Origin of the sequence: Sphingopyxis sp. YF1 (assembly GCF_022701295.1) — a bacterium.
Lineage (GTDB): Bacteria > Pseudomonadota > Alphaproteobacteria > Sphingomonadales > Sphingomonadaceae > Sphingopyxis.
On record NZ_CP033204.1, the window covers coordinates 2,262,933 to 2,286,311 of the forward strand.

General features: G+C 65.5%; 21 protein-coding genes. 7 read left to right on the forward strand and 14 right to left on the reverse strand.

The annotated features are described in order from the left end of the window. Window positions 1–26: 26 nt before the first annotated feature. From EAO27_RS10990 to EAO27_RS11015, 6 genes are all read right to left on the reverse strand, one after another. Complete coding sequence (locus tag EAO27_RS10990) at window positions 27–539, reverse strand: winged helix DNA-binding protein (RefSeq protein WP_242769415.1); 513 nt, start codon at window positions 537–539, stop codon at window positions 27–29. 23 nt (window positions 540–562) lie between these two features. After that, the gene (locus tag EAO27_RS10995; protein WP_242769418.1) at window positions 563–994 is read right to left on the reverse strand and encodes a hypothetical protein; all 432 of its coding nucleotides are present in this window, start codon (window positions 992–994) and stop codon (window positions 563–565) included. 15 nt (window positions 995–1,009) lie between these two features. Next, complete coding sequence (locus EAO27_RS11000; RefSeq protein ID WP_242769420.1) at window positions 1,010–1,372, reverse strand: hypothetical protein; 363 nt, start codon at window positions 1,370–1,372, stop codon at window positions 1,010–1,012. Between the two features lie 49 nt (window positions 1,373–1,421). After that, a complete protein-coding gene (locus EAO27_RS11005; RefSeq protein ID WP_242769422.1) occupies window positions 1,422–1,922 on the reverse strand; it encodes a helix-turn-helix transcriptional regulator in 501 nt (166 codons plus the stop codon). Window positions 1,923–2,231: 309 nt separating this feature from the next. Beyond that, window positions 2,232–3,944: a cation acetate symporter gene (locus EAO27_RS11010; protein WP_242769424.1), complete on the reverse strand. Its 1,713-nt coding sequence runs from the start codon at window positions 3,942–3,944 to the stop codon at window positions 2,232–2,234. Then, window positions 3,941–4,279 carry a DUF485 domain-containing protein gene (locus EAO27_RS11015; protein WP_242769426.1) on the reverse strand — a complete coding sequence of 113 codons (339 nt, stop codon included), beginning with the start codon at window positions 4,277–4,279 and terminating at the stop codon, window positions 3,941–3,943. The genes EAO27_RS11010 and EAO27_RS11015 overlap by 4 nt, the downstream gene beginning before the upstream one ends. Window positions 4,280–4,493: 214 nt before the next feature. Here EAO27_RS11015 and EAO27_RS11020 point away from each other — a divergent pair, with 214 nt between their 5' ends. The 3 genes from EAO27_RS11020 (at window position 4,494) to EAO27_RS11030 (ending at window position 7,260) form a co-directional block, all read left to right on the forward strand. Beyond that, complete coding sequence (locus tag EAO27_RS11020; RefSeq protein ID WP_242769428.1) at window positions 4,494–5,666, forward strand: iron-containing alcohol dehydrogenase; 1,173 nt, start codon at window positions 4,494–4,496, stop codon at window positions 5,664–5,666. A 266-nt stretch (window positions 5,667–5,932) separates the two neighbouring features. Continuing rightward, entirely contained in the window at window positions 5,933–6,739 is an 807-nt protein-coding gene (fdhD, locus tag EAO27_RS11025) for a formate dehydrogenase accessory sulfurtransferase FdhD (protein WP_242769430.1), read from the forward strand. Further along, complete coding sequence (locus EAO27_RS11030; RefSeq protein ID WP_242769433.1) at window positions 6,736–7,260, forward strand: molybdenum cofactor guanylyltransferase; 525 nt, start codon at window positions 6,736–6,738, stop codon at window positions 7,258–7,260. The genes fdhD and EAO27_RS11030 overlap by 4 nt, the downstream gene beginning before the upstream one ends. Here the strand turns inward: EAO27_RS11030 and EAO27_RS11035 are convergent. The 6 genes from EAO27_RS11035 to EAO27_RS11060 all read right to left on the reverse strand — a co-directional run bounded on the left by EAO27_RS11035 (window position 7,255) and on the right by EAO27_RS11060 (window position 17,745). Beyond that, a complete protein-coding gene (locus EAO27_RS11035) occupies window positions 7,255–7,905 on the reverse strand; it encodes a DUF1345 domain-containing protein (protein ID WP_347567063.1) in 651 nt (216 codons plus the stop codon). The two genes, EAO27_RS11030 and EAO27_RS11035, sit on opposite strands and share 6 nt — an antisense overlap. Window positions 7,906–7,910: 5 nt before the next feature. Continuing rightward, a complete protein-coding gene (locus EAO27_RS11040) occupies window positions 7,911–10,184 on the reverse strand; it encodes an FdhF/YdeP family oxidoreductase (RefSeq protein ID WP_242769436.1) in 2,274 nt (757 codons plus the stop codon). Window positions 10,185–10,305: 121 nt separating this feature from the next. Next, window positions 10,306–12,858, reverse strand: coding sequence for a TonB-dependent receptor (locus tag EAO27_RS11045; RefSeq protein ID WP_242769439.1), 2,553 nt, complete (start codon window positions 12,856–12,858; stop codon window positions 10,306–10,308). Between the two features lie 151 nt (window positions 12,859–13,009). Further along, window positions 13,010–13,549: a hypothetical protein gene (locus EAO27_RS11050; protein ID WP_242769441.1), complete on the reverse strand. Its 540-nt coding sequence runs from the start codon at window positions 13,547–13,549 to the stop codon at window positions 13,010–13,012. 135 nt (window positions 13,550–13,684) lie between these two features. Next, entirely contained in the window at window positions 13,685–14,224 is a 540-nt protein-coding gene (locus EAO27_RS11055) for a hypothetical protein (RefSeq protein ID WP_242769445.1), read from the reverse strand. Between the two features lie 212 nt (window positions 14,225–14,436). Next, window positions 14,437–17,745 carry a TonB-dependent receptor gene (locus EAO27_RS11060; RefSeq protein ID WP_242769448.1) on the reverse strand — a complete coding sequence of 1,103 codons (3,309 nt, stop codon included), beginning with the start codon at window positions 17,743–17,745 and terminating at the stop codon, window positions 14,437–14,439. 340 nt (window positions 17,746–18,085) lie between these two features. On the opposite strand from EAO27_RS11060, the gene EAO27_RS11065 reads away from it, so the two are divergent. Together EAO27_RS11065 and EAO27_RS11070 are read left to right on the forward strand one after the other, a co-directional pair. Further along, entirely contained in the window at window positions 18,086–18,598 is a 513-nt protein-coding gene (locus EAO27_RS11065; protein ID WP_242769450.1) for a sigma-70 family RNA polymerase sigma factor, read from the forward strand. Continuing rightward, on the forward strand, window positions 18,595–19,608 hold the full coding sequence (locus EAO27_RS11070; RefSeq protein WP_242769452.1) for a FecR domain-containing protein: 1,014 nt from the start codon (window positions 18,595–18,597) through the stop codon (window positions 19,606–19,608). Before EAO27_RS11065 ends, EAO27_RS11070 begins: the two co-directional genes overlap by 4 nt. Window positions 19,609–19,625: 17 nt before the next feature. Here the strand turns inward: EAO27_RS11070 and EAO27_RS11075 are convergent, their stop codons facing one another. After that, a complete protein-coding gene (locus tag EAO27_RS11075) occupies window positions 19,626–20,267 on the reverse strand; it encodes a TetR/AcrR family transcriptional regulator (protein ID WP_242769454.1) in 642 nt (213 codons plus the stop codon). A gap of 187 nt (window positions 20,268–20,454) precedes the next feature. On the opposite strand from EAO27_RS11075, the gene EAO27_RS11080 reads away from it, so the two are divergent. Continuing rightward, complete coding sequence (locus EAO27_RS11080; protein ID WP_242769456.1) at window positions 20,455–21,312, forward strand: metal-dependent hydrolase; 858 nt, start codon at window positions 20,455–20,457, stop codon at window positions 21,310–21,312. Then, entirely contained in the window at window positions 21,309–21,734 is a 426-nt protein-coding gene (locus tag EAO27_RS11085; RefSeq protein WP_242769458.1) for a DUF2147 domain-containing protein, read from the forward strand. The genes EAO27_RS11080 and EAO27_RS11085 overlap by 4 nt, the downstream gene beginning before the upstream one ends. On the opposite strand, the gene EAO27_RS11090 is transcribed toward EAO27_RS11085, so the two are convergent. Further along, a complete protein-coding gene (locus EAO27_RS11090) occupies window positions 21,727–23,379 on the reverse strand; it encodes a glycosyltransferase family 39 protein (RefSeq protein ID WP_242769462.1) in 1,653 nt (550 codons plus the stop codon). The genes EAO27_RS11085 and EAO27_RS11090 overlap by 8 nt on opposite strands.

The following is a 23,379-nucleotide window of genomic DNA, read 5'->3' on the forward strand; positions in this document are numbered from 1 at the left end:
GCCGCCGCATCCCGACCGGGAGGGGCTCACATCGCCCGGCGGTGGCGGTTCGCCCACGCCTGGCTCATCTTTGCGAAATAGCTCGCCATGCTCGCGCTGCCATGATCGGTCAGGCGAACGATCGACCGGCGCCGGTCGCGCGTGTCGGTGAAGCGCTCGGCAAGCCCCGCCTGTTCGAGGACCGCGATCATGCGCAGCCCTGACGACAGCGGAACCCCCGCCCCCGTCGCCAGATCGCTCGCGCTCAGTTCGCGGCCGTTGGTCTTCGCCAGCATCAGGTCGAGCATCATGTCCCAGGTCGGTCCCGACAGCTGGCTGCTGCCGAAATGGCCCTTGCGCGCGCGCCGCATCTGGATGCTGAACGAAATCTGGTCGATCAGCGCCGCTTCGGACGCGTCGAGGGGCGTGCGGATGCCGTCGATACGGTCGGGCTGCGCCGCCGCCGCGGGCTGGATACCCCCCGACCCGGTCAGCATTTCCTGTATCTGATCGATCCGCGACCGGATTTCGGCCATTTCCTGGTTCGAAAATTGCTGCATGTGATGACCCTTGGAGGGCGAGGTCAAGCCGTCGCCCGCACGTCACCCCTCCGCTTCGCCGATCCCGCCGCGTAGATGATCACGAACAGGATCGGGTAGGATATGTACATCGAAAGCAGCGCATAGGGGCGCGCCAATATCTCCGAAAACATCAGCTTCTGGACGTGCCCGAGAATCGCGATCAATTGCCAGCCGGTGATCCAGTAGGGCCAGAAACGATCGGTTTTCAATGCGATGAACCAGAAACTTGCCAGAACGACAAGGTCGATGATGAAGATGTTGATTTCGATGTCCGTCCAAAGCGGAGCAGGTGACATGATGGTGGTGCAGACCGAGGCGATCAGCGCGGTATAGGCCGCCCAGCGTTCGAAGATGCCGCCGCGCCTCACCGCGACGACGATCGTGATCAGCAGGACGGAATAATAGACCGCCACGGTCCACATGATATTCGTCAACCTTCCGGGGTCGGATCAGCCGGCGTGCGCCAGCCGGTCCGCCCCGTCGTTGCTCCCCTGCTCGACGAGCGACGCGGCGGGCGGCTTCACCCCGGCGCCGAACATGCGCGTTCCGAGCCCGACCTGCTTCTGCGTCGCGGTCAGCGCCAGATGCGCGTCGGTCAGCAGCTGGCGGACCTCGCCGGCGGCGGCGAGGGCATTGGCGACCTTCGCCATCGCTTCCTGGCCGACGATCGCCGACATGTTGATGTCGCGGCGCACGGTGGGCAGCGTCGCGGCCAGCTGGGCGATGCGGATCATCGTTTCGTCGATGGCATCCTCGGCGTGATGCAGTTCGGAGGCGATCTTCTTCGCTGCGGAAACTCGTTCGTTCAGCATTGTCCTGGTCCTTGAAAGAGAATGCTGAGGACCCCCCCGCAGCATTCGGTCAGCTTAGAACCCGACCAAGTCCGACAAGGATCGAATAGAGGGCGGAGAAGGCCAAAATCGTCGCGAATGCGATCAGGATTGGCCAGATAATCCTTTCCATCAACCCGTGCCGATTGGTCGGCTGGGACCTGGTGGGAAATGGCAGACCGATGTTGAGCAGCTGCCAGACCGAACCTTGCCCCCGGTCCGCATCGTCGGTGGCGGCATCGTCGGCTAGGTCGGATGGTTGATATGTCAAAGGCTGATAGGGGGTAACATTGTCGAAGACACCGTTACGAGCCAATATCGTTGCGGCATCCACGCGATTGGAAACGTTGAGTTTTTTTAGGGCCCGCCGCACGCGCTCGTCGACCGTGTGCGGCGACACGTCCATCAGCCGGGCGATTTCCTTGGAATTTTTGTGCTCGAAAACATGCCGCAGCGTTTCGATTTGCGCGGCCGACAGGAGGCTGATGTAATTATCGGGATCGCCTTGCACGGTTCGGGAATAGTGGTTCACGAGTCGAAATCAAGTTTACTAACCAAGTGTAAACGGACGCGCGCGCGGCCGCGGCGCCGCCCCTCGTGCGCCACTGGACGACGCACAACAGGCGTCGTCGCGCCCGGCCGGGCGTGATGTCTCATATCTAGTCCCCGCTCGCTGCGAAACCATCGGCGGACGCCGACCCCATTATCTTATCGCCCGAGTGAATCATGAAGGACGCATTAACGCAAGCCCGTTGTGACGCAGCGTGTCCCGGAACGGACAATATGCGCCCAAAAAAGGTTGCGGCAGAACCGCGACTGCTCGGCCGCCGCGGCGGCGCCTTCAGTGCCCCGAGGCCCCCGCCGCGCCGATCCCGGTCTCGGCGCGAACCCGCTGCGCGGCATAGCCCGCGCGGTCGACCGCCGCGCGACCGCTGTTGTCGGCGAGCGAAACCAGCCAGATCGTCAGGAAGGCGATCGGCATCGAGAAAATCGTCGGCGAACTATAGGGGAAAGGCGCGTCCGCATGGCCGAGCACCGCCTCCCAGATCGCCGGCGACAGGATGGTGAGCACCAGCGCCAGCGCGACCCCGACCAGCCCGCCCGCCACGACCCCGCGCGTCGTGCAGCCGCGCCACAGCAGCGACATGACGAGCACGGGGAAATTCCCCGACGCCGCGAGCGCGAAGGCAAGGCTGACCATGAAGGCGACATTCTGCTTCTCGAAGGCGATACCGAGCCCGATCGCGATCAGCGCCAGCACCGGCACGGTGGCGCGTGACACCTTGAGCTCGTCGGCCGACTGCGCGGCGCCGCGCTTGATCACCGAGGCGTAGAGGTCGTGCGACACCGCCGAGGCGCCCGATAGGGTCAGCCCCGCGACCACCGCGAGGATCGTCGCAAAGGCGACCGCGCTGACGATGCCGAGGAAGAGGTCGCCGCCGATCGCCGCGGCAAGGTGGATCGCCGCCATATTGCCCCCGCCCTTCAGGCTGCCGTCGGGCATCAGATAGTCGGGATTTGCGGCGACGAAGGTGATCGCCCCGAAACCGATGATGAAGGTCAGGATATAGAAATAGCCGATCCAGCCGGTCGCCCACAGCACCGACTTGCGCGCCTCGCGGGCGTCGGGAACGGTGAAAAAACGCATCAGGATGTGCGGCAGCCCCGCGGTCCCGAACATCAGCGCCATGCCGAAGCTGATCGCCGACAGCGGATCCTTGATGAAGCCGCCCGGGCCCATGATCGACAGCCCCTTCGCCGCCGCCTCGGCCGGCGCCGCCCCCGCCGAGGCCGCGAGGCCCGTCTTGACCTCGACCGCCCTCGCGAACAGCGCCTCGGGCGAGAAGCCGAAATTCCACAGCACCGCGAGCGCCATGAAGCTCGCGCAGCCGAGCAGCAGCACCGCCTTGATGATCTGGACCCATGTCGTCGCGATCATGCCGCCGAACAGCACATAACAGGTCATCAGCACCCCGACGACGAGCACCGCGGTGGCATAGGGCAGCCCGAAGAGCAGCTTGATGAGCTGCCCCGCGCCGACCATCTGCGCGATGAGGTAGAAGAGCACCACCGCAAGCGTGCTGAACGCCGCGAACATGCGCACCGGCGGCTGCGCGAAGCGAAAGCTCGCGACGTCGGCGAAGGTGTAGCGGCCGAGGTTGCGCAGCCGTTCGGCGAGCAGGAAGAGCAGGATCGGCCAGCCGACGAGGAAGCCGGTCGAATAGATCAGCCCGTCATAGCCGTCGGAAAAAATCTGCGCCGAAATACCGAGGAAGGAAGCGGCCGACATATAGTCGCCCGCGATCGCCAGCCCGTTTTGGAAACCCGTGATGCCGCCGCCCGCGGTGTAGAAATCGGACGCGGTGCGCACCCGGCTCGCCGCCCAGCGCGTGATCCCCAGCGTCGCGAGCACGAAGGCCGAGAACATCAGGATCGCCGGCCAGTTCGCCGCCTGCTGCTCGGTCTGGCCGGTCAGCGCATCGGCGGCGGCGATCGCGGGCCAGCCGAGCGCGACGAGGATCAGCGCGGTCCGCGTGATGCGAAAGCCGCTCATGCGCCATGATCCTTGCGCAGCGCGTCGAGGTCGCGGTCGAACACCGCATTGGCGCGGCGGACATAAAGCGCCGTCAGCACGATACCGGCGGCGATGACGCCGATCCCCAGCGGGATGCCGATCGAGGTCACTCCCGCTCCGATCGGGCGCGCGAGCCACTGCGGTTCGAAGGCGATGAGCAGGATATAGCCGAAATAGATGACGAGCATCAGCGCGGTGAGCGTCCAGGCGAAGCGCGACCGCGTCGCGACGAGCCGCCGGTAGCGTTCGTCGGCCTCGATCGCCTGCGTCCGGCCCGCCGTCCCGTCGTCCGTCCCGTGCTGCTGTTCCACCATGCCTCTCCCTGTTTTGAAGCCCTTATGCGGTGGCGGCCGGGCAAACCCAAGCGCTTATTCGGGCACCGCGGGCTGCGCCTCCGCCGCTTGGGGGCCGACGCTTGTCGAAGCGCGCTTTTTCTTCCAACGTCGGAAAAACAAGGGACGGCGGACGCGGCGGGCGCGGATTCACGCGCGCGTTTCCGGGCAATCGCGCGGCGTCCGGTCGAGGAGAATGAGATTGAGCATTGCCAGCATCGCCCTGCCCCGCATCCTGCGCATCGGCGGCGGCGCGTCGAGGCAATTGGCCGACGTGCTGACCTCGCTCGGCCTGTCGCGGCCGCTCATCGTCACCGATCCCTATCTCGCCGGCAGCGGCCGCGTCGCCGAGATGGAGGAAGGACTGGCAAAGGCGGGTATCGCCGCCCGAATCTTCGCCGACACCGTCCCCGACCCGACGGTCGCCTCGATCGATGCGGGGCTCGCGTTCCTCCGCGACGGCGATCATGACTGCGTCATCGGCTTCGGCGGCGGCAGCCCGCTCGACAGCGCCAAGGCGATCGCGCTGCTCGCCCGTCACGGCGGCGCGATGGCCGATTACAAGGCGCCGCATGTGCAGGACGAACCCGGCCTGCCGATCATTGCCATCCCGACCACCGCGGGCACCGGGTCGGAAGCGACGCGCTTCACGATCATCACCGACGAGGCGACCGACGAAAAGATGCTCTGCCCCGGCCTCGCCTATCTGCCCGTCGCGGCGCTTGTCGACTATGAACTGACCTTCACCAAGCCGAGGCGCCTCACCGCCGACACCGGCATCGACTCGCTCGTCCACGCCATCGAGGCCTATGTGTCGAAACGCGCCAATCCGTTCAGCGACGGCATGGCCTTGCTTGCGATGCGCGCGCTCGCCCCCAATCTTCGCCGCGTGTGCGCCGATCCGATGGACGCCCCGGCGCGCGAAGCGATGATGCTCGGCGCGACGCAGGCGGGAATCGCCTTCTCGAACAGCTCGGTCGCGCTCGTCCACGGGATGAGCCGCCCGATCGGGGCGCATTTCCATGTCCCGCACGGGCTGTCGAACGCGATGCTGCTACCCGCCGTCACCGCTTGGTCGGCGCCCGCGGCGCTGCACCGTTACGGCGACTGCGCACGCGCCATGGGCATCGCCGACGCGTCCGAGGGCGACCAGTCGGCGGTCGCGCGCCTGCTCGACGAACTCGCCGCGCTCAACCGCGACCTCGACGTCCCGGGCCCCGCCGCGTGGGGCATCGACGCGGCGCGCTGGGAGGCGCTCGTCCCGACGATGTGTGCGCAGGCGGCGGCGTCGGGATCGCCCGCAAACAATCCGCGCGTCCCCGACGCCGACGAAATGGCGATGCTCTATGCGCAAGTCTGGGCGGGGTAAGCCGACCTGCCCGGCTTCCCTCGCGACATAGAAGTCTGAAAAAGTTCATTTTCGTTCATCGCGCCGCAATCCCGGACCTGCTTAAGCCCGCGCGCCCCGCTTCCCTCTCTCCTACGTCTCACCGAGGAGGCGGGGCACCTTCCCGATCGCGCCGTACCCGAACCAGCCGTCACGGCTGCCCGAACCCGGCTTCGGCATCGGTGGACGGCCGCCCCGCTTCGGGTCGAGACGCTTGCACCTGCCGCCCGGACGCCTATGGCTGGCCCATGGCCGCTTCGTCGACCCAGTCCCTGCCCGTCCGCCGGCTCGGCTTCGGTAGCGTCGCCGACGCCGACCTTTTCCGCGAGATCGCGGTCGAAACGCCGGTCTCGGTCGAAATATGCGGCATCGGCTATGCCGTGATGATGGCGACCCCCGCGGACCTTCGGGACTATGCGACCGGTTTCGTGCTCGCCGAGGGGCTGGCGGACAGCGCCGCCGATATCCGCAGCATCGATGTCCATCCGGTCGAAGGCGGCGTCGCGCTGCGCATCTGGCTGCCCCCCGAACGCACCGACAAGGCGCTCGACCGCGCCCGCCGGCGCGTGAGCGAGAGCAGCTGCGGCCTGTGCGGGATCGAGAATATCGAGGAGGTGCTGCGCCCCCTGCCCCCCGTCGCGGCGCGGATCGCAACGACGCGCGCCGCGATCGCCGCGGCGCTAGCGGCGCTGGCGGATCACCAGCCGCTCGGCCGCGCGACGGGCGCCGCGCACGCCGCCGCCTTCTGCGCGCCCGACGGCACGATCCGGTTCGTCCGCGAGGATGTCGGGCGCCACAATGCGCTCGACAAGCTGATCGGCGCGCTGGCGCGGGCCGGGGTCGATCCGGGCACCGGTTTCATCCTGCTGTCGGCGCGGTGTAGCTACGAACTGGTCGAAAAGACGGTGCGTGCGGGCTGCCCGATGCTCGTCACCATCTCGGCCCCGACCAGCCTCGCCGCCGAGCGCGCGGCCGCCGCAGGGCTGACGCTCGTCGCGCTGGCGCGCGCCGATTCGGCGCTGATCGTCAGCGACCCGCACGGAATGATCGCGTGAAGACGCTCGGCGCGGTGCTCGCGGGCGGGCGTTCGATGCGCTTCGGGTCGGACAAGGCGGCGGCGATGCTCGCCGGCCACAGCCTGCTCGACCATGCGATCGCCGCGCTGCACCCGCATGTCGACGCGGCGATCGTGGTCGGCCGCGTCGTCGCCGGCCTGCCGCCGGTCGCCGACTGGCCCGCGCCCGATCGGGGGCCGCTCGGCGGCATCGCGGGCGCGCTGCGCCATGCCCGCGCGAACGGTTTCGAACAATTGCTCAGCATATCGGTCGACTGCGTGCGCCTGCCGCCCGACCTGCGCGCGCAGCTTGCCCCCGCCCCGGCCTTTCTCGAAAGCCAGCCGGTCATCGGTCTGTGGCCCGTGTCCGCCTGCGACGAACTCGAAACCCTGCTCGGCGAGGATCGCGACCGGTCGATGAAGGCGTTCGCGCGCCGTATCGGCGCGCGCGCCGTCGCCGCCGCTTTCGTCCCGCCCAACATCAACAGTCCGGGCGACCTCGACCGGCTGGCGGACCTATAGCCCGCCGAGCGCGTTCACCGTGAACGCCAGGATTCCCATGTTGAACAGGAAGGCCGCCATGCAATGGCCCAGCACGACGCGCCGCATATGCGCGCCGGTGATGCTGACATCCGAGGTCTGAAAGGTCATGCCCAGCGTGAAGGCGAAATAGAGGAAATCCCAATAATCGGGCTCGGCCGTCCCCGGCATCTCGAGCCCGCCCCGGTCGCGCCCCTTCGCACGCAGGTAGAACAGATGCGCATAGTGGAGCGTGAACACCATGTTCGCGAACAGCCACGCGAGCACCAGCGTCACGATGATCAGGACGACATCGCCGCGCCCGATGCTGCCCGGGTCGGCGATCAGCGCGCCGACGGCGAACAGGACGACCAGCGACAGCAAGACCGAAACCGCAAGCAGCCCCGCGCGGTTCGCGTCATTCTCCTCGGACCGCCGGCGCATCGCGTCGGCGTCGCCCGACAGCAGCGGCACGACCGAGACGAGGAAGACGAACGCCGCTGCATCGAAGCCGATCAGCAGCGCGGTCCGCGCGTCGTACCCCAGCGCATGCGCACCGCCCGACGCGACGATCTGGACCGCGGCGAAGAGCAGGAAACGAAGCGGCGCGATATGGCGCCCCGGCGCGAAGCCCCGCCCGCCCGCCACGCGGATCAGGCTCCCGCGGCGACGATCCGCACCGGGATCGATTTTGCCGCCGGACAGCCGCTGACCTTGTCGTAATAAGCGAGCGGCAACAGCGGGTTGAGTTCGGGATAATAGCCCGCCACCGCGCCGCGCGACATCGGATAGTCGAGCAGGGTAAGCCCCTCGACGCGGCGCACGACGCCATCGGGGCTGATCGTCTCGAGCGTCACTTGCGCTCCCGCCTCGAAGCCGCGCGCGGCGCGGTCCCCGGCGTTGACGAAGAGCACCATCCGGTCGCCGTACACGCCGCGGTAGCGGTCGTTGTAGCTGTAGACGGTGGTGTTGAACTGGTCGTGCGAACGCACCGTCGCGAGCCGCAGCATCGCGGGGTCGGCGACGGGCGCGTTGGCGTGGAGCCCCGGCAGGATCAGGAAATTCGCCTTGCCGTTCGGGGTCGCCCACACGCGGCGGCGCGGCGGGATGTCGAGGTGGAAACCCGCCGGGTCCTTGATCCGCTCCGAAAAGCGCCCGTAGATCGCCGGATAGACCGCGGCGATCGCGTCGCGGATCGCGTCGTAATCGTCGATGTAGCGCGCCCAGCCGGTCTTGCTGCCGGGCAGCGTCGCCATCGCCATGCGGCACACGATCTCGGTCTCGGGCAGCAGATGCTCGCTCGCCGGATCGAGCACCCCGCGCGACGCGGTGACGTTCGACATCGAATCCTCGATCGTGACGAACTGCTCGCCCTTCGCGGTTTCGATCCGCTCCGACCGCGCGATCACCGGCAGGATCAGCGCTTCCTCGCCGTGCACCAGATGCCCGCGGTTGAGCTTGGTCGCGATGCCGACGGTCAGCTTGAGTTTGCGCATCGCAGCATAGGCGCGCTCGGTATCAGGCACCGCGCGCACGAAATTGCCGCCCAGCCCGATAAAGACCTTCGCGGTCCCCGCCTGCATCGCCGCGACCGATTCGACCGTGTGGTGCCCGTGCGCGCGCGGCGGCTCGAACCCGAAGACCTCGCGCACCTTGTCGAGATAGGCGTCGGACGGCTTCTCGTCGATGCCGACCGTCCGGTCGCCCTGCACGTTCGAATGGCCGCGGATCGGCGAGATGCCCGCGCCGGGCTTGCCAAAATTGCCTTTGAGCAGCAGCAGGTTGGCGATCTGCTGGACGAGCCGCGAACCCTCCTGATGCTGGGTGATCCCCATGCCGTAACAGATGATCGTCGCGTTCGAGCGGATATAGATTTCGGCGCAGCGCCGGATCTGTTCCTCGTCGATGCCCGACACCGCGACGATCTCGGCCCAGTCGGCCGCGTCGACATCCGCGCGCAGCGCCTCGTACCCCGCCGTATGCGCGGCGATGAAATCGCGGTCGAGCACCGCCTCGCCCGCCGCATCGCGCTCGAACAGCACCTTCATCATGCCCTTGAGCAGCGCAAGGTCGCCGCCGATCGCGATATGGACGAATTCGCTGCTGATCTCGGTCGCGCCAAAGGTCGCCATCTGGACGATGTCCTGCGGCTCGGTGAATTTGATCAGCGCGCGTTCGGGCATCGGGTTGACCGCGACGATCGGCACCCCGCGTTTGCGCGCCTCGACGAGCGGGGTCATCATCCGCGGCGCATTGGTCCCGGCATTGTGCCCGATCAGGAAAATCGCCTCGGCATGCTCGAAATCGTCGAGGACCACTGTCCCCTTGCCGACCCCGATCGAATGCGGCAGCCCGCGGCTCGTCGGTTCGTGGCACATGTTCGAACAGTCGGGGAAATTGTTGGTGCCGAACTCGCGCACGAAGATCGAATAGAGGAAGGCGGTCTCGTTCGCGGTGCGCCCCGAGGTGTAGAATTCGGCCTCGTTCGGATCGTCGAGCGCGCCGAGGTGCCGGCCGATCATCGCAAAGGCGTCGTCCCAGCTCACCGGCACATAATGGTCGGTCGCGGCGTCGTAGCGCATCGGCTCGGTCAGCCGCCCCTGCATTTCGAGCCAATAGTCCGACTGCGCCATCAGGTCGGTGACGCTGTGCTGCGCAAAGAAATCGCGCGTCACCCGAAAGGCCGTCGCCTCGTGCGCGAGCGCCTTCGCGCCATTCTCGCAGAACTCGAGCTTCTTGGTGCAGGTCGCATCGGGAAAGGCGCAGCTCGGGCATTTGAACCCGCCGGGCTGGTTCATCGCGAGCAAGGCGCGCGATCCCTTGCCGACGACGCTCTGCTCCATCAGCACCTTCGCGGTCGCCGCCGCCGCGCCCCAGCCGCCCGCGGGGCTGGTGTAATTCCTGTACTTCGGCCTGTTCCCGGACATCGGACCATCTCTGCAGCGCTTGCCTGCGCCCATCATACAGGGTGGACGGGCGATGGCCATCGCGAATGGAAAGGCCGGTTCGCGCGCCGCCGGCAAGGCACCGGCGGCCCGATCGCGCCCGCTAGAATTTCTTGCGGACCGTCAGGCGGACGGTGCGGCCGAGCGGGTCGATCTCGTCGCGGCTGTAGCCCTGCGGAACGCTCCCGTCCTCCAGCGTGACGCGGCGATAGCCGTTGAAGAGATTCTGGACGTCGAGCGAGAGTTTGAGATCCTTGAACAGCGAGCGCTTTTTCGACCCGCCGGACAACCGGTCGGGCTCGACGAACAACGACAGGTTGTACAGCATCGGCGGCTTGAAGCGGAAGCGCTGGTCGCCGTTCGCCACCTCGGCCGGACTGCTCCAGTTTCCGTTGATCGTCGCGCCGATCCCGCGCTTGCCCGCGGTGACCTGCAGCGAGACATTGTGACGCGATTGCCCGCTGCCCGCGAGCTGGTCGATCACCGGCAGGCCGGGGTGGGTCTGCAACTCGTCCTTCAGTCGCCAGCGATGATTGAGCGAGACGCTGAACTGGAGGGGGTTGGCGGGTGCCTTGCCCTGCCCGCCCGGACGTGTCTGTCCCAGGCGCAGCGCCACCCCGGTCGACAAATCCGAATTGGTATCGCGCGCAATATTGATCGCGCGGGCGTCGACCGAGACCAGCCGCCCCTCGCCATCGCGTGTCACGCGCTCGGGAAAGGCCGCCTCTATGACCGGTGTCAGTTCGGGAAACGCAGCCACTCCGCCCTTGGCCACCGATTGCCGGTAGGCCATGTTGATCGCGAAGCTTTCATTTCCCAGAGGCCGGACGCTGGCAGCGATCGACAACGCCTGCTGACGCCCCCGGCGCAGGTCGGGATTGCCGCCCGTGATCCACACCGGTTCGGCGACTTCCTGGCGTACATAGTCAAAGATGCGGTTGATGGTTGCCAGGAACGGCGCATCGAGTTGCTCGAACGAGGGCACGGTTTCGACATAGTCGATCGATGCTCTAAGCTGGACAACCGGGGACGGCGACCAGCTAAGATTGCCGCCGAACCGCTTTTGCGGACTGCTCCGTGTCATTGCCTGTATGGCGGCGCTGATTTCGGCGGACAGGTTGCCGAGGAGACTCGCCTCCTCTGCGGCGCGGCGAGAAATTGGTACGGCGATTGTCATTTGCCCGTTCGAATGCCGTCGCAATATGCGGCTTGTCCCGACCAGGGCGCCTGCCGCATCGTATCGCAGGCCTTCGGTGCGGTTGCTCCCGGCAAGCGCGGTAAAATTCCAAACGACGGGGCCTGCGGGAAGCTCCGCAACGGTCTTGCGCACATTGAGCCTGGCGCCAAGATTTTCGCTGTTCGTGCGACTGCGCGTTGCGATGAGAAGGCTGTCGTCCCAGACGCCAAAGGGATTGAAGCGTGGATCGGCAGCGTCGATGAGCGCCTGCGCGCGCGCCGTATCAATGCCGGCTTCCAGCAGATTGTTCGTCCAGTTCCGCGAATAGCTGATCCCGACGCTGGTTTGCCAACCGCCGATGGCGCCATTGATCGAGAGAGACGCACCGGCCGAGGTCGCATCATTGCCGGTGCGTAGCGGTCGTTCGTCCGCGAGCGGCCGCGTCAGGAGCACGTCTTCGGCAAAAGGCGACGAGGGATGCCCTGCGGGAAGTATCACCGAAGCCATCGGCAGGCCGCGCAAGCCGTCGCTGCTGTTTCGACCGGCGTTGAGATTCAGCGACGCGGAAAACCTTCCGAAAGGACGCGTGATTCCGATGATGATCGAAGCATTGCGCTGAGAAGGCTGGAGGGTTTCGAACCGATTGGGATCGACGGCATGGACCATATTCGCGGTCGCAACGAAATCGTCGAGAATCGCTGTTTCGGTTCGCGTCCCTGGAGGGATGGCAGCGACCAATACCGGTCGGCCGACCGCAAGGCTGAGCGCGGGATCGATTTCCCCTCCTCCCGGCGCCGCGATGAAACCGACACTGTCGAATACCCCTTCGCGGGCGGGGATGCGGCGGGCCGACTTGAAAAGCGCGCTGTCGCCTCCCGCCCCGGCCTGAACATTCCAGCGGATATCGCCATTGATCGCTGTTCGCCGGACCGAAAATGAGCCGCCGTATCGACCGCCTGCCGTCGCGAAATTGATCCCGGTGTCGGCATCCCATGTCGAAAAATTTTTCTTCAGTACCAGGTTTACGACGCGCTGGCCCGGACGTTCGCCATAGTGCGCTGCCGCCTCCGGTTTCAGAACCGCCAGCCTCTCCAGCGCTTCCGGGGGATAGAAGAGAATCGAACGATCGAAACCCACCGGCTTGCCGTTGATGAGAACGACAGGCTCCTCACCATCATTGCCGATGAATGGGGCGAGCCGCACCACGAGATCCTGGATGCTGTCGGCACCGTGGCTGGCGATCTCGTCTTCATTGAATTCACTTTCAGAGGCGACCGCGGCTTCGCCGCGCCTGTCGGCCGTAACGACGATCTCGTCGGGTTGCTCTTGCAAGGCGACAACGCCCGGCGGGGAGGTTCCTTGCGAAACACTCCCCGCCGCGACGTCCCCCTTGTCGGTTTCGGCATGAGCCGCCACTTCGCCGACAACGAACAACGGCAGCAGCGTCAAAAGCCGGAACTGAATTGCTTTCAGCCTCATTTTCTTCAGCTATTCATGTCCGCACTCTCATTCGTTGCCATGAAAAGCCCGCTCGATCGCCTCGCTCGTCCGAAAAGGCGCGCCTCTCGATTGGAGGAAATCGGATGACGTGCAAGGTCACCATGAAGCCGCGGCCCGATCCGGCGCTGCTTCAAAAGGTGACGCTGACATCGACAGGCGAAAAAAGCGAGGCTGATCCGACGATTTTGCACACCCCGGTTCCCGGCGAATATTCCGGCACGAGCGCGTCGACTTTCAGGAGATCCGGGCTGTCTTCAAATTTCAAGGCCACATCGCCAAAACAGCCCCCAATCGAAATGGAACCCAGATCGACATCCTTCAGCGTGATGATGGTATCGAGGCCGGCCTGGGCAACCGTAGCGGAATGGGGGTTGGAACGAATGCTGACCAGGCCGCAACGCGGATCCCCTGCGATCACGTCGAGGTCGACGGACGTCACCCCGTGACCGTGCGGTCCCGCCGGATGCCCCGACAGCGGCGGATGCGGGCTGTTATCCGGGACAAGAACCGATACATTCATGGTACAGGGAAAGGGGCCGGCCCCCAATCCGGTCACCATGACGGTCCCCTGGAAGGTCCAGTTTCCATCCGGCTCGAGGATCTGTGCCGAAGCGGCTTGCGCTGCCAAAAGGGGGACGCCGGCCACAAAAGCGAGAATTTTCCTTTTCATATCGCCCTCCAACTGCCTCGGACCAGTATCGGTTCAATATCTGTCCCGACGCGGGGAAAAGGCGGGCGAGTGGAAACCACCCGCCCGCCAGTTTCCAAGGATGAACATACTTCCCGGAGGAAGCAGATGCCTGGATCAGGGCTTTACCTGACCGCCGGCAGGCGACGTCAGGATACCCGCGCCCGCCAGGGTGCAGGGCGACCCGGCCGTCGCAGCCGGCAGAGTCTGATTGAACGTCACGTTTCCGTTGTTCCACGCGACATTGATATCGCCGGTGCAGTCGCCGAGCGTGATCGTATGCGCGTAGACATTGCGCAGCGTGAACGTCCCGGTATTCGAACTGCCGGAATACTCCACGTTCGGGGCCGGGATCGGATCCACGGTGACCAGCGAGCACAGCCCACCGCCGCCCGTGAGTTCGAGGTTCGCCGTCAGGTGATGCACGTCCGTGTGGCTGACGCCCGGCCCGCCGGTGTCGGGATTGTCTTCAGGCCCGGTGAGCGTGAGCTTGAAATCGCAGTCGAGCGTGATCCCCTTCGAAACCGTCGTTGTGCCTTCGATGACCCAGGGCGCGGCGGGCGTGATATACGGGTCGATATGACCATGTGCCGCCGCAGTCTGGGCGCCAGCCAGCGCCGCACAGCTCGCAAACGCAGTAAGAAGCTTTTTCATCATTCTCTCTCCCAATACTACTCAAGTGCAATTCGCACCACACAAGCTAACGCCAAAAAAAGGACGCAGCATTCCAAATCACGAAGTAGACGTGATCAAGAATTTATAATGATCAGCAGATTAAGATATAAGACGAATCAATTTCTTCTGTATTATTTTACAATGAACTACCCAGGAATATCAATAATAATAAGTCACATCTCAACATTTTAAGGTCAAAATTTCACAGACGCATTAAATCCAACTATCCGAGGATCGAGCGTAAATACGTTTGTTGTTAATCCAGTGTCGTCCGAGTTGACGAAAAATCCCGTAATCGGGGTCTTGTCGAACAGGTTCTTCACATAGAGCTGGAATGCCAGTCCGGAGTCCGGACGGGTCAGCGTGACGGCGACGTTCACATTGTCCCACGCACGCAGGCGGTCAAACGCCGTGTTATACACGCGGCCATAGCTGCTTGACTGGCGATAATAGTCGCCTCGGAAGGTCAGCTCCCAATCATCACTATCGAGGAAGAAGGTGTATTGTGCGCCAACATTCATCGACCAGCGCGGCGCGTTGGGCAATTCGTTGCCCCCGAGATCCGCATAGAAGCCGCGCCCGCCATTCGGCGCGCCACTGCCGCCCTGCGCAATCGGCAAACCCACGGTGTCGGGATTATACGGAGCCAGCGGATTATAGGTTACGCCATAGAGCGCCCCATAGTTCAGCCCCTTTGACGGCCGGGACGGGTCCCACGTGCCGATTCGATCCGCCCCCGGGCAGAGCGTTGCCAGGGCGGTTTCCGGCGAGAGGGGCCTCGCAAGGACTTTCTCCACAAGAGCACGGGGTGCGATGCAGTTCGACGGCACCTGCAGCCAGGGCCTGACGACGACCCAGTCGGGATCCCCCTGGGTGCGGTTCATCACGTCGATCGACTGCGATCCATCCTTCAGCCGGGTACGCAGATAGCCGAGGTTCGCATCCATCCTGAACGCGCGCGACGGACGCCATGCGGCTTCGAACTCCAACCCCCATGACGTGGCGTCGAAATTCTCGTTGTAGGCGATGCGATCAACGATCTGCGAGACCTGATAGTCCTTGTAATCATAATAGAAACCGGTCGCGTTGAGCGTAAATCGCCCACCGGAAAAGCTGTTCTTCGTTCCGATCTCCAATGCGTTGACATATTCGGGGCGGAACGTCTGGGGGAGAAACTGGTACTGCACGACGGCCGGGTTGAAATCGACACGCGGCGGATTGGTACCGCCGCCCTTGTAGCCGCGCGTGGCAGACAGATAGACCAGCGTTTCATCGGAAAAACTCGTATCGGGCTTCCAGTCCAGAACCGCCCGGCCGGTAAACCGCCCCCATTTCTGGGAAATATCGGCCAGGGCCGGATAACCGCTGTTGACACGCCCGCCGGTCGTGTCCCCGGCAGGCAGGCCGAGCGTGTTGTCCACCCCTCCGCCCAGGAGCAACTGGCTCGGGATCTGCGTGGAACGTTTGCGGTCGTGCGTATACCGCCCGCCCAGCGTCAGCTTGAGCGTATCGCCGAGGTCCCAATAGACTTCCCCGAAGGCCGCCCAGGAGCGAATGCGAATGCCGTTCTGGCTGAGAAAATAATTATGCCCCTGGTTGTTGAGCTTGTCGATCGGATTGGGGTCGACATAGACGCATTCCCGACCCTCGAAACCGAGTTCACATGGCAACTGCCCGTTATTTCCTCCGATCAGATTGGGAGATTGCCTGTTGTAGAACCATCCCGCGAGCAAGCTGAACATATTGTTGAAGACGTAATAATCGTCCTGCGATTTGAAATCGAGATAGTTGACTCCGGCCAGGAAGTTGACCGGCCCGTCGAAACTCGATTGGAGCCGAAGTTCCTGCGACCATTGGCGGTTGCGCGACCGGCTCAAATCCGCCGAAACCATGCGATCGGAACAGCCGAGTTGCGGATCGCAGAATACGCCCCCGGGGGTCGGCCCGGGATAGTTGACCGTGTCCAGCGGGCGCCCGATGACGTCAAAGAGCCGCTGCGTTGAATCGTTGAAAAGAGGATTTCCGACGAAGCGGTTGTAATCCTGCATCGAGTAGAAGCGATCGCGCGCATAGGCGGTCTGGGAAACGATCTTCAAACTGTCCGAAGGATCAAAATCCATATTGAACTGGATGATGTCGTTCTTGGCCCTGAATACGGGGTCAAAACTCGTCGAGATCTCGCGGAGATTGCGCGATTGCGTCACGCCGGCATAGGGATCGGTTCCCTTGGTCAGCATCACCCGGTTCTTCGGGAAGGTCGGACTGTCGTAGCCGATGTTGATCGTGGCGGGCACATACAGATAGACAAGGCTGGTGCCGTTCGGCACGCCATAGGCTGCATCGTCATATAGCGAACCGGGCAGACATCCCTGGCTCAGCCGCCCCTGCAGGATCGCGTTGGGGACGTTGACGTTGCCAACCTTCGTGGGGCCCGGGTCATTGGTGCAAAGCTGCTTGCCGGTGCGCGAGCGGTTGTCGTCTTCCTCGAAATGCTGCCAGATCAGACTGGCGCGGAAACGATCGCTCGGCTCCCACGCCAGAGTTGCCCGCGTCGACCACAGGTCCCGGCCGTTCACCCGACGCTGCGTGAAGCTGTTATAGTCGAACCCGTCGCGCTTGGTCCACGCGCCGGCGACCCGTACCCCGAGCGTATTCCCCAGCGGCACGTTGAGCATGCCGCTCAATCGGGTCGTGTCAAAGCTTCCGACCTCGCCCTTGATCTCTCCGCCGAAGCTGGAAGCGGGAAGGGCCGGAATGAGATTGACGACGCCTGCGGTCGCATTGCGGCCGTAGAGAGTGCCCTGCGGACCGCGCAGAACCTCGACCCGTTGCATGTCGAAGAACTCGGATTCGAAAAGGCGATTTCGCACGAGTGGCGTATTGTTGAAGCTGACCGCCACCGCCGGATCGCTCGATGCCGAAATCGACTGCGTTCCGACGCCGCGGATCTGAAAATTATACATGCTGAAATTGGTCTTGGAAAAGCTGACGTTGGGGATGGCACGCAGCAATTCCGACCCGCCCTCGATCTTGCGGTCGTCGAGTGCCTGCCCCGACAGCGCCGTCATCGCGATCGGCACGTCGATGATCTTTTCCTCGCGCTTCTGCGCGGTCACGATGATCTCGTCATTGCTCTCGATCGCGGCGGCGGGTGCGGCGCTCGTCGCGGGATTTGCGTTTCCCTCCGGGGTGACCACGAAGACATTGCCGTCGCGGCGATAGCTGAGCCCCGTGCCGCGCAGCAGCGTCTGGAGCGCCGTTTCGGGATCCGAACTGGCGCTGAACCCCGCGCTCCGCTTGCCGCGGATGATCACCGACTCGCCCATGATCGTCATGCCGCTCTGCAGCCCGAAGTCGCGCAGCGCCCGGTCGAGCGGCTGGGCCGGAATCTTGTAGGCGGTCACGCGATCGCGCGCCGACGCCGCATTGGCCGACAGCATGAGGCATCCCACTGCCACGCTGCCCAGAAAAATCTTACGCAAACCCCGTCCCTGGAAACGCATTCCCCTCTCCCTCTCCCTGTTTTCGCCCGGGAATTTCCTTCCCGTTGCGGTCGCGCCCTTCATCGGCCTCACTGGGTCAGACGCCATGATCCCGGCGTCGGGGGGATGGTCCCTGTAATTTTCATCGATGTTAATGAAAATTGCGGTTTGCGCAAATTCGAACCGGTGCGACTATGAATACAGAAATAATGGCCACCCCATCCCCCCTCTTTGCCGCGCCCAGCGTCTGCCCGATCAACCCCGGAAAAACGGGGATCGACCATGGTGAGGATGCTGCCGGAATGGATTTTGGGGTTGGGAGCGGCTGGCCATGCTTGCCTTTGCAGGATCTGCGCTGACGATGGCGGTACCTCAGCAGGACCGGAACCTGGCGGAATGGATGACCGCCTATGGCCCGGGACTGCGCCGCTTCTTTCGCCGCCGCGCGCACGATGCCGACGTCGATGATCTGGTGCAGGACGTGTTCGTGCGGCTGCAGGCCGCGCAGCTCAGCACCCCGATCGACAATGTCGAACGCTACCTCTTCACCACCGCGCGCAACGTCCTGATCAGCCGCTACCGCAGTCAGGCCGCGCGTTCGGCTTTCCTCCACGACGAATTCGAGGAAAGCCTCGAAATCGCCGACCAGCTGTCGCCCGAACGGATCGCGATCGGCCAGCAGGAATATCTGCGCGTGGTCGAGGCGATATCGAAACTGCCGCCGCGCGCGCGCGAGGCGTTTCAGCTCCACCGCTTCGAAAATCTCACCTATCAGGCGATCGCACAGCGCATGGGCATTTCGAAGGAATCGGTGAAGGAATTGATGCACCGCGCGATCGTCCGGCTCGCCGAAGCCATGGAGGCCGACGCATGAGCGGCGCGCAGGCCACCGCGCGCGCGGCGATCCGTTCCGCGGCCGCGCAATGGTTCAACCTCGAACGGTCGGGCGACATGACGGTCGACGATGCGCGGCGCTTTCGCGAATGGCTCGACATGTCCGGCGATCACCGCCTCGCCTACGATCGCGTCGCGCGCGTCTGGGCGATCGCCGGCACCGCCGCCGAAGACCCCGCGCTGCGCACGGCCGGCGCCGCCATCGCCGAACCCGACGAGGTTCCGGCACCGCCGCAACGCTGGCGCGCGCTCGCGATGGCCGCATCGCTGCTCCTCGCGGTCACGATCGGCTGGACCGCGCTCGATAGCGGCCTGTTCGGCGCCGGCGCCCCGGCCCCATCGGAACAGCAGGTTTTCCGCACCGGAACCGGCCAGCGCACGATGATCACGCTTCCCGACAAGTCGGTGGTGACGCTCGACGCCGAAACAATGGTGCGGCTGGGCGACAACGCCCATGAACGACGGGTCGAACTGCTCGGCGGCCGCGCCTTTTTCCGCGTCGCCAAGGACCCCTCGCGCCCCTTCATCGTCGTCGCGGGCGACAAGAGCGTGCGCGCGCTCGGCACGGCGTTCGAGGTGAGCTTCGACAACGGCAACATGGTCGTGACCCTTGCCGAGGGCAAGGTCCGCGTCGCCGAAGCGGCGCCGGGATCGAAGCCCGGGAACAGCGCCGATATGGTACCCGGCGCGCAGCTCGTGATCGGCGCCGACCACAATTGGACGATGAACCGCGTCGATGTCGAAAAGGAAACGAGCTGGACCGACGGCCGCCTCATCTTCATGGGCGATCCGCTGTCGGACGCGATCGCCGAAATGAACCGCTATTCGGACCGCAAGCTCGTTTTCAAGGACGGGACGATTCCCGCAAAGGACGTCGTCGGCGTGTTCAAATCGGGCGACGTCGACGGCTTCGTCAAGGCGCTCGAACTCAACGGCACCGCGCACCGCGTTTCGGCATCGGACAGCGAGATCTTGCTTTCGGCCAACTGACCGGCGGGTCGGCGGCCTCAGGCAACGACAGGCGGTGACGCCGGCGGAATCCCGCCCGGGAGCAGGAACAGCGGCAGCATGCGCGCGATCAGGTCGCGCATCGCGTCGCTGTCCTGGTCCAGCATGCCGCGGATGCTCGGGCCGATGACCGCATCGCCGAACGCGCTCACCGCCATCATCAGCACCGCGGCGCGCACGCGCTCGGTCGCCGCCGCATCGCCCGTCTGCCCCACGATCGCATCGACCAGCGCCCGCACCGCATCGCGCACGGGCTCGAGCTGGCCGAGGTCCCCCGACAGGATGATCCATGCCGCGAGCGGCCCCGCCCCGCCCTTGTCGAATGCATCGAACACGCGGTCGGCGACGGCACGCGGTGCCGCGGCGTCGGTCCTGAGCAGCGTCACGACGTCGTCGAGCGCGACGGTCAGATCGTTGATCATCGACCCCATCAGCGCCGACTGCAACGCCGCCGCCGAACCGAAATGATGGAGGACATTGGCATGCGACATGCCGATTTCCTCGCCGATGTTGGCGAGCGTCACCGCCGACGGGCCGCCGGCGAGCAACAACCGCCGCGCTGCGGCAAGCCCCTCTTCGCGCACTTCGGCGCCGAGCCGCTTGCGCCGTTTCGGTTGCGGGCGCGCTTGCTTGTACGTCATCGCTGTCCTTTGCAGCCGCCACCCCACGGGGCCGTTGCGCCGCCCCTTAGCGCAATGCCGCGCGTTTGTCACAATCGCGAAAGCGCGCCTCCGGCCCCGCCCGATCGTTCCCGCGCGCGGGCTTGCCGATCCCGCGACCAAATGATATAAACATTGATGTCAATGTAATGATTCGCAGGAGAAGACCATGTCCACGGCGACCCACACGCCCAGCGATCTCCATATCGAAAAGCGCGACCTGAAATTCGGGCGCGAGACCCCGCCCCCGCGCTGGTGGCACAGCAATGATCCGGGCCGCACCGCCTTTTTCAACGCCCTCTCTTCGACCTTCCCGGTCGGCGAGAAATTCTTCATGACCTCGGTGCGCCATTATCGCGACGGCACGCCGCAGCCGCTGCGGGGCCAGATCGACGATTTCCTCTACCAGGAATCGATGCATTCGCGGGAACATGTAGTGTTCAACCGCCAGGCCGAGGATGCGGGCTTCGACATCGCTTCGGCCGAGGATCGCGCGCGGCGGACGATCGCGTGGGTGAAGCGCCGCTCGCCGATCCAGCAGCTCGCCGCGACCTGCGCGCTCGAACATTTCACCGCCACGCTCGCGCACGACGCGCTCGCCAATCCCGACCATCTCGGCGGTGCGGCCGAGGAGGCGCGCCAGCTGTGGCGCTGGCACGCGATCGAGGAGATTGAGCACAAGGCGGTCGCCTTCGACACGTACCTCCACGCCGCGCGCGGCATGACGCCGGCGCGCCGCTGGCTGAAGCGCTGTACGGTGATGGGGGTGACGACGCTGCGCTTCCACTATGTTATCTTCCGCAACACCGCCGACCTGCTGCGTCAGGACGGTCGCAACGATTTCGCGACGTGGAAGGAATTGCTTGCATGGCTCTATGGCCGCCACGGACTGATGCGCGCGCTGCTGCGCGGCGTCTTCACCTATATGAAGCCGGGTTTCCACCCGTGGGAGGTCGACGACCGCCCGCTGCTGGCCGACGCGCTGCGCCTGCTCGAAGCCGGCAAGCCGCAGGGGCTCGCCGCATGATGCGCGGCGCGCTGGCGCTCGCCGCCGCCTCCGCCGCCTTCGCGCTCCCCGTCGCCGCCTCGGCCGCCGACATCACCGGTGTGTGGGCGACGGGCAGCGAGGGCGGCCGCGTCGAAATCTATCGCTGCGGGTCGGCGCTGTGCGGCAAGGTCGTCGATGCGCAGCGGCTGCGCGCGAACCCCGACCTGCGCGACGTGCGCAATTCCGACCCCAGGCTCCGTCAGCGCAAGCTCAAGGGGCTCGTGGTTCTGAACGGCTTCACCGGCGGCCCGCGCGAATGGAAGGGCGGCCCGGTCTACGACCCCGAAACCGGCGACGGCGCATCGCGCGGACAGCTCAAGCTGCTGCCGAACGGCAAGCTCGAACTCAAGGGCTGCGTCGCGGTCTTTTGCCGTACCAAGATCTGGACGCGCATCAGCTAGGCCCCGGTTCCCCGGCTCCGCGGGGAGGCCGCAGCTCGTAGACTTCGACTGCGGGTCCGCTGCGCCTGCCCGGCTCCGCCCTTGCAGCAAAGCGCAGGCGCGCGCCCGCGAGCAGGCGATCGTAGCGCGCCAGTTCGCCCGCCCAGGCGGCGGGGTCGGCGCGGTAACGCAGGCGATTGCTGACGACGACAAAATCGGCGCGGCACGTCGCCAGTTGGGCGGGGTCGACATGGCCGATGTCGACGATCGCGCTCTGGCCCCGCAGGCTTTCGACGCGCGAATAGCGCACCCGCCCCGCGAGCAGCGCGCGCACGTCGACGCAGCCCGCCGACCCGAGCGGAAAGCTGAGGTCATAGGGACTTGCCATCAGGTCGAAGGCGGCATGCTCGACGAGGATGCGGCTGCCCGCGGGCGCATGCGCGCGCAGCCAGGCGGTCGCGAGCTGGCGCGTATCATGGCGGCGCTCGGTCGCGTCGCTGCGCGCGGCGCCGATCATCGGCGCAAGCACAGCGATCAGCGCGCCCGCCAGCAGGGCGGAGCGCCAACGCGACGCGGGCAGAAGCGCGGCGAGCCCGCACAGGGCCCGCGCGGCGGCCAGCGCCGCGAACGGCAGCAGCGGGACGATCCAGCGCTCCCAGCGCAGCGACTGCAGGCTGATCATCGCGAGAAAGAACAGGCAGAAAGGCAGGATGACGACCGCCCAGTACCGCGTCCTTCCCGCGCCCCAGACAAGCCCGGTCGCGGCGAGCGCCAGCCCGATCCAGCCCAGCGACGACAGCAGCGGCCCGGCCGCGTACCAGCCGAGATTGGCGAAAAACCCGCCCCCCGTCGCGCCGGGGTGAAAGGGGCGCGCCTCGCCCGACAGGTTCTGCGCGACGGTGGCGTGGTCGAGCAGCAGATAGGGTGAAACGAGGATCAGGGTCAGGGCCGCGGCCGCGCCGAGCAATGCCGGCCCGCCCCGGTCGCGCTGGCCCTCCGCAAGGCGGCCCGCCCACGCGCACAGCGCCGTCACCCCGATCGCCGCCGCGGGCCATTTGGTCGCGCAGGCAAGCCCCGCGCACACCCCCGCCAGCGCATAGTCGCGCCGCCGCCCCCGTTCGGCGATGCCGAGCGCGGCAACCGCGCCGAGCAGCATGAAGGCGCTCGCCTGCACGTCGGTGCGGATGATCTGCGAATATTCGATATGCACCGCATTGACCGCGAGGATCACCGCAGCGACGAGCCCGAGCCGCGCACCGCCGAGCCGCTTGCCGAGCCTATAGGTCAGCCAGACGCAGAGCAGGCCGAACGCCACGATCATCAGCCGTGCGGGCAGGAACAATATTCCCGGATCGGCGTACGCCGCCGCAGCCAACGCATCGACGTCGGCGAAGCGTCCGCTCGCGAGGCCGATCCCGCCCACCGTCACGATCACCAGTACGAGCGAATAGAGCGTCGTCGTCCCCGGATGACCGAACCAGCCGGGATTGAGGCTCTGCTTCTGCAGCATTTCGAGCGCGGTCATCATGAACAGCGGCTCGTCGGGGTCGTTGAGCGACGGCAGCCCGAAGCCCACCCCGTCGAGCCGCAGCGCAAGCGCGGCAAGCAGGATGACGAGCAGCGCCGCGCGTTCGGGCCAGCGCTGCCGGGAAGCCGACGCCGCCAT

What these genes read in the sequence shown, in the direction of transcription:
- EAO27_RS11050 (WP_242769441.1), bottom strand. Translation starts at nt 13,549, where the DNA reads ATGAAAAGGAAAATTCTCGCTTTTGTGGCCGGCGTCCCCCTTTTGGCA.
- EAO27_RS11020 (WP_242769428.1), top strand. Translation starts at nt 4,494, where the DNA reads ATGAGATTGAGCATTGCCAGCATCGCCCTGCCCCGCATCCTGCGCATC.
- EAO27_RS11040 (WP_242769436.1), bottom strand. Translation starts at nt 10,184, where the DNA reads ATGTCCGGGAACAGGCCGAAGTACAGGAATTACACCAGCCCCGCGGGC.
- EAO27_RS10990 (WP_242769415.1), bottom strand. Translation starts at nt 539, where the DNA reads ATGCAGCAATTTTCGAACCAGGAAATGGCCGAAATCCGGTCGCGGATC.
- EAO27_RS11085 (WP_242769458.1), top strand. Translation starts at nt 21,309, where the DNA reads ATGATGCGCGGCGCGCTGGCGCTCGCCGCCGCCTCCGCCGCCTTCGCG.
- EAO27_RS11010 (WP_242769424.1), bottom strand. Translation starts at nt 3,944, where the DNA reads ATGAGCGGCTTTCGCATCACGCGGACCGCGCTGATCCTCGTCGCGCTC.
- EAO27_RS11060 (WP_242769448.1), bottom strand. Translation starts at nt 17,745, where the DNA reads ATGCGTTTCCAGGGACGGGGTTTGCGTAAGATTTTTCTGGGCAGCGTG.
- fdhD (WP_242769430.1), top strand. Translation starts at nt 5,933, where the DNA reads ATGGCCGCTTCGTCGACCCAGTCCCTGCCCGTCCGCCGGCTCGGCTTC.
- EAO27_RS11080 (WP_242769456.1), top strand. Translation starts at nt 20,455, where the DNA reads ATGTCCACGGCGACCCACACGCCCAGCGATCTCCATATCGAAAAGCGC.
- EAO27_RS11015 (WP_242769426.1), bottom strand. Translation starts at nt 4,279, where the DNA reads ATGGTGGAACAGCAGCACGGGACGGACGACGGGACGGCGGGCCGGACG.
- EAO27_RS11065 (WP_242769450.1), top strand. Translation starts at nt 18,086, where the DNA reads ATGGCGGTACCTCAGCAGGACCGGAACCTGGCGGAATGGATGACCGCC.
- EAO27_RS11045 (WP_242769439.1), bottom strand. Translation starts at nt 12,858, where the DNA reads ATGAGGCTGAAAGCAATTCAGTTCCGGCTTTTGACGCTGCTGCCGTTG.
- EAO27_RS11055 (WP_242769445.1), bottom strand. Translation starts at nt 14,224, where the DNA reads ATGATGAAAAAGCTTCTTACTGCGTTTGCGAGCTGTGCGGCGCTGGCT.
- EAO27_RS11070 (WP_242769452.1), top strand. Translation starts at nt 18,595, where the DNA reads ATGAGCGGCGCGCAGGCCACCGCGCGCGCGGCGATCCGTTCCGCGGCC.
- EAO27_RS11075 (WP_242769454.1), bottom strand. Translation starts at nt 20,267, where the DNA reads ATGACGTACAAGCAAGCGCGCCCGCAACCGAAACGGCGCAAGCGGCTC.
- EAO27_RS11000 (WP_242769420.1), bottom strand. Translation starts at nt 1,372, where the DNA reads ATGCTGAACGAACGAGTTTCCGCAGCGAAGAAGATCGCCTCCGAACTG.
- EAO27_RS11090 (WP_242769462.1), bottom strand. Translation starts at nt 23,379, where the DNA reads ATGGCGGCGTCGGCTTCCCGGCAGCGCTGGCCCGAACGCGCGGCGCTG.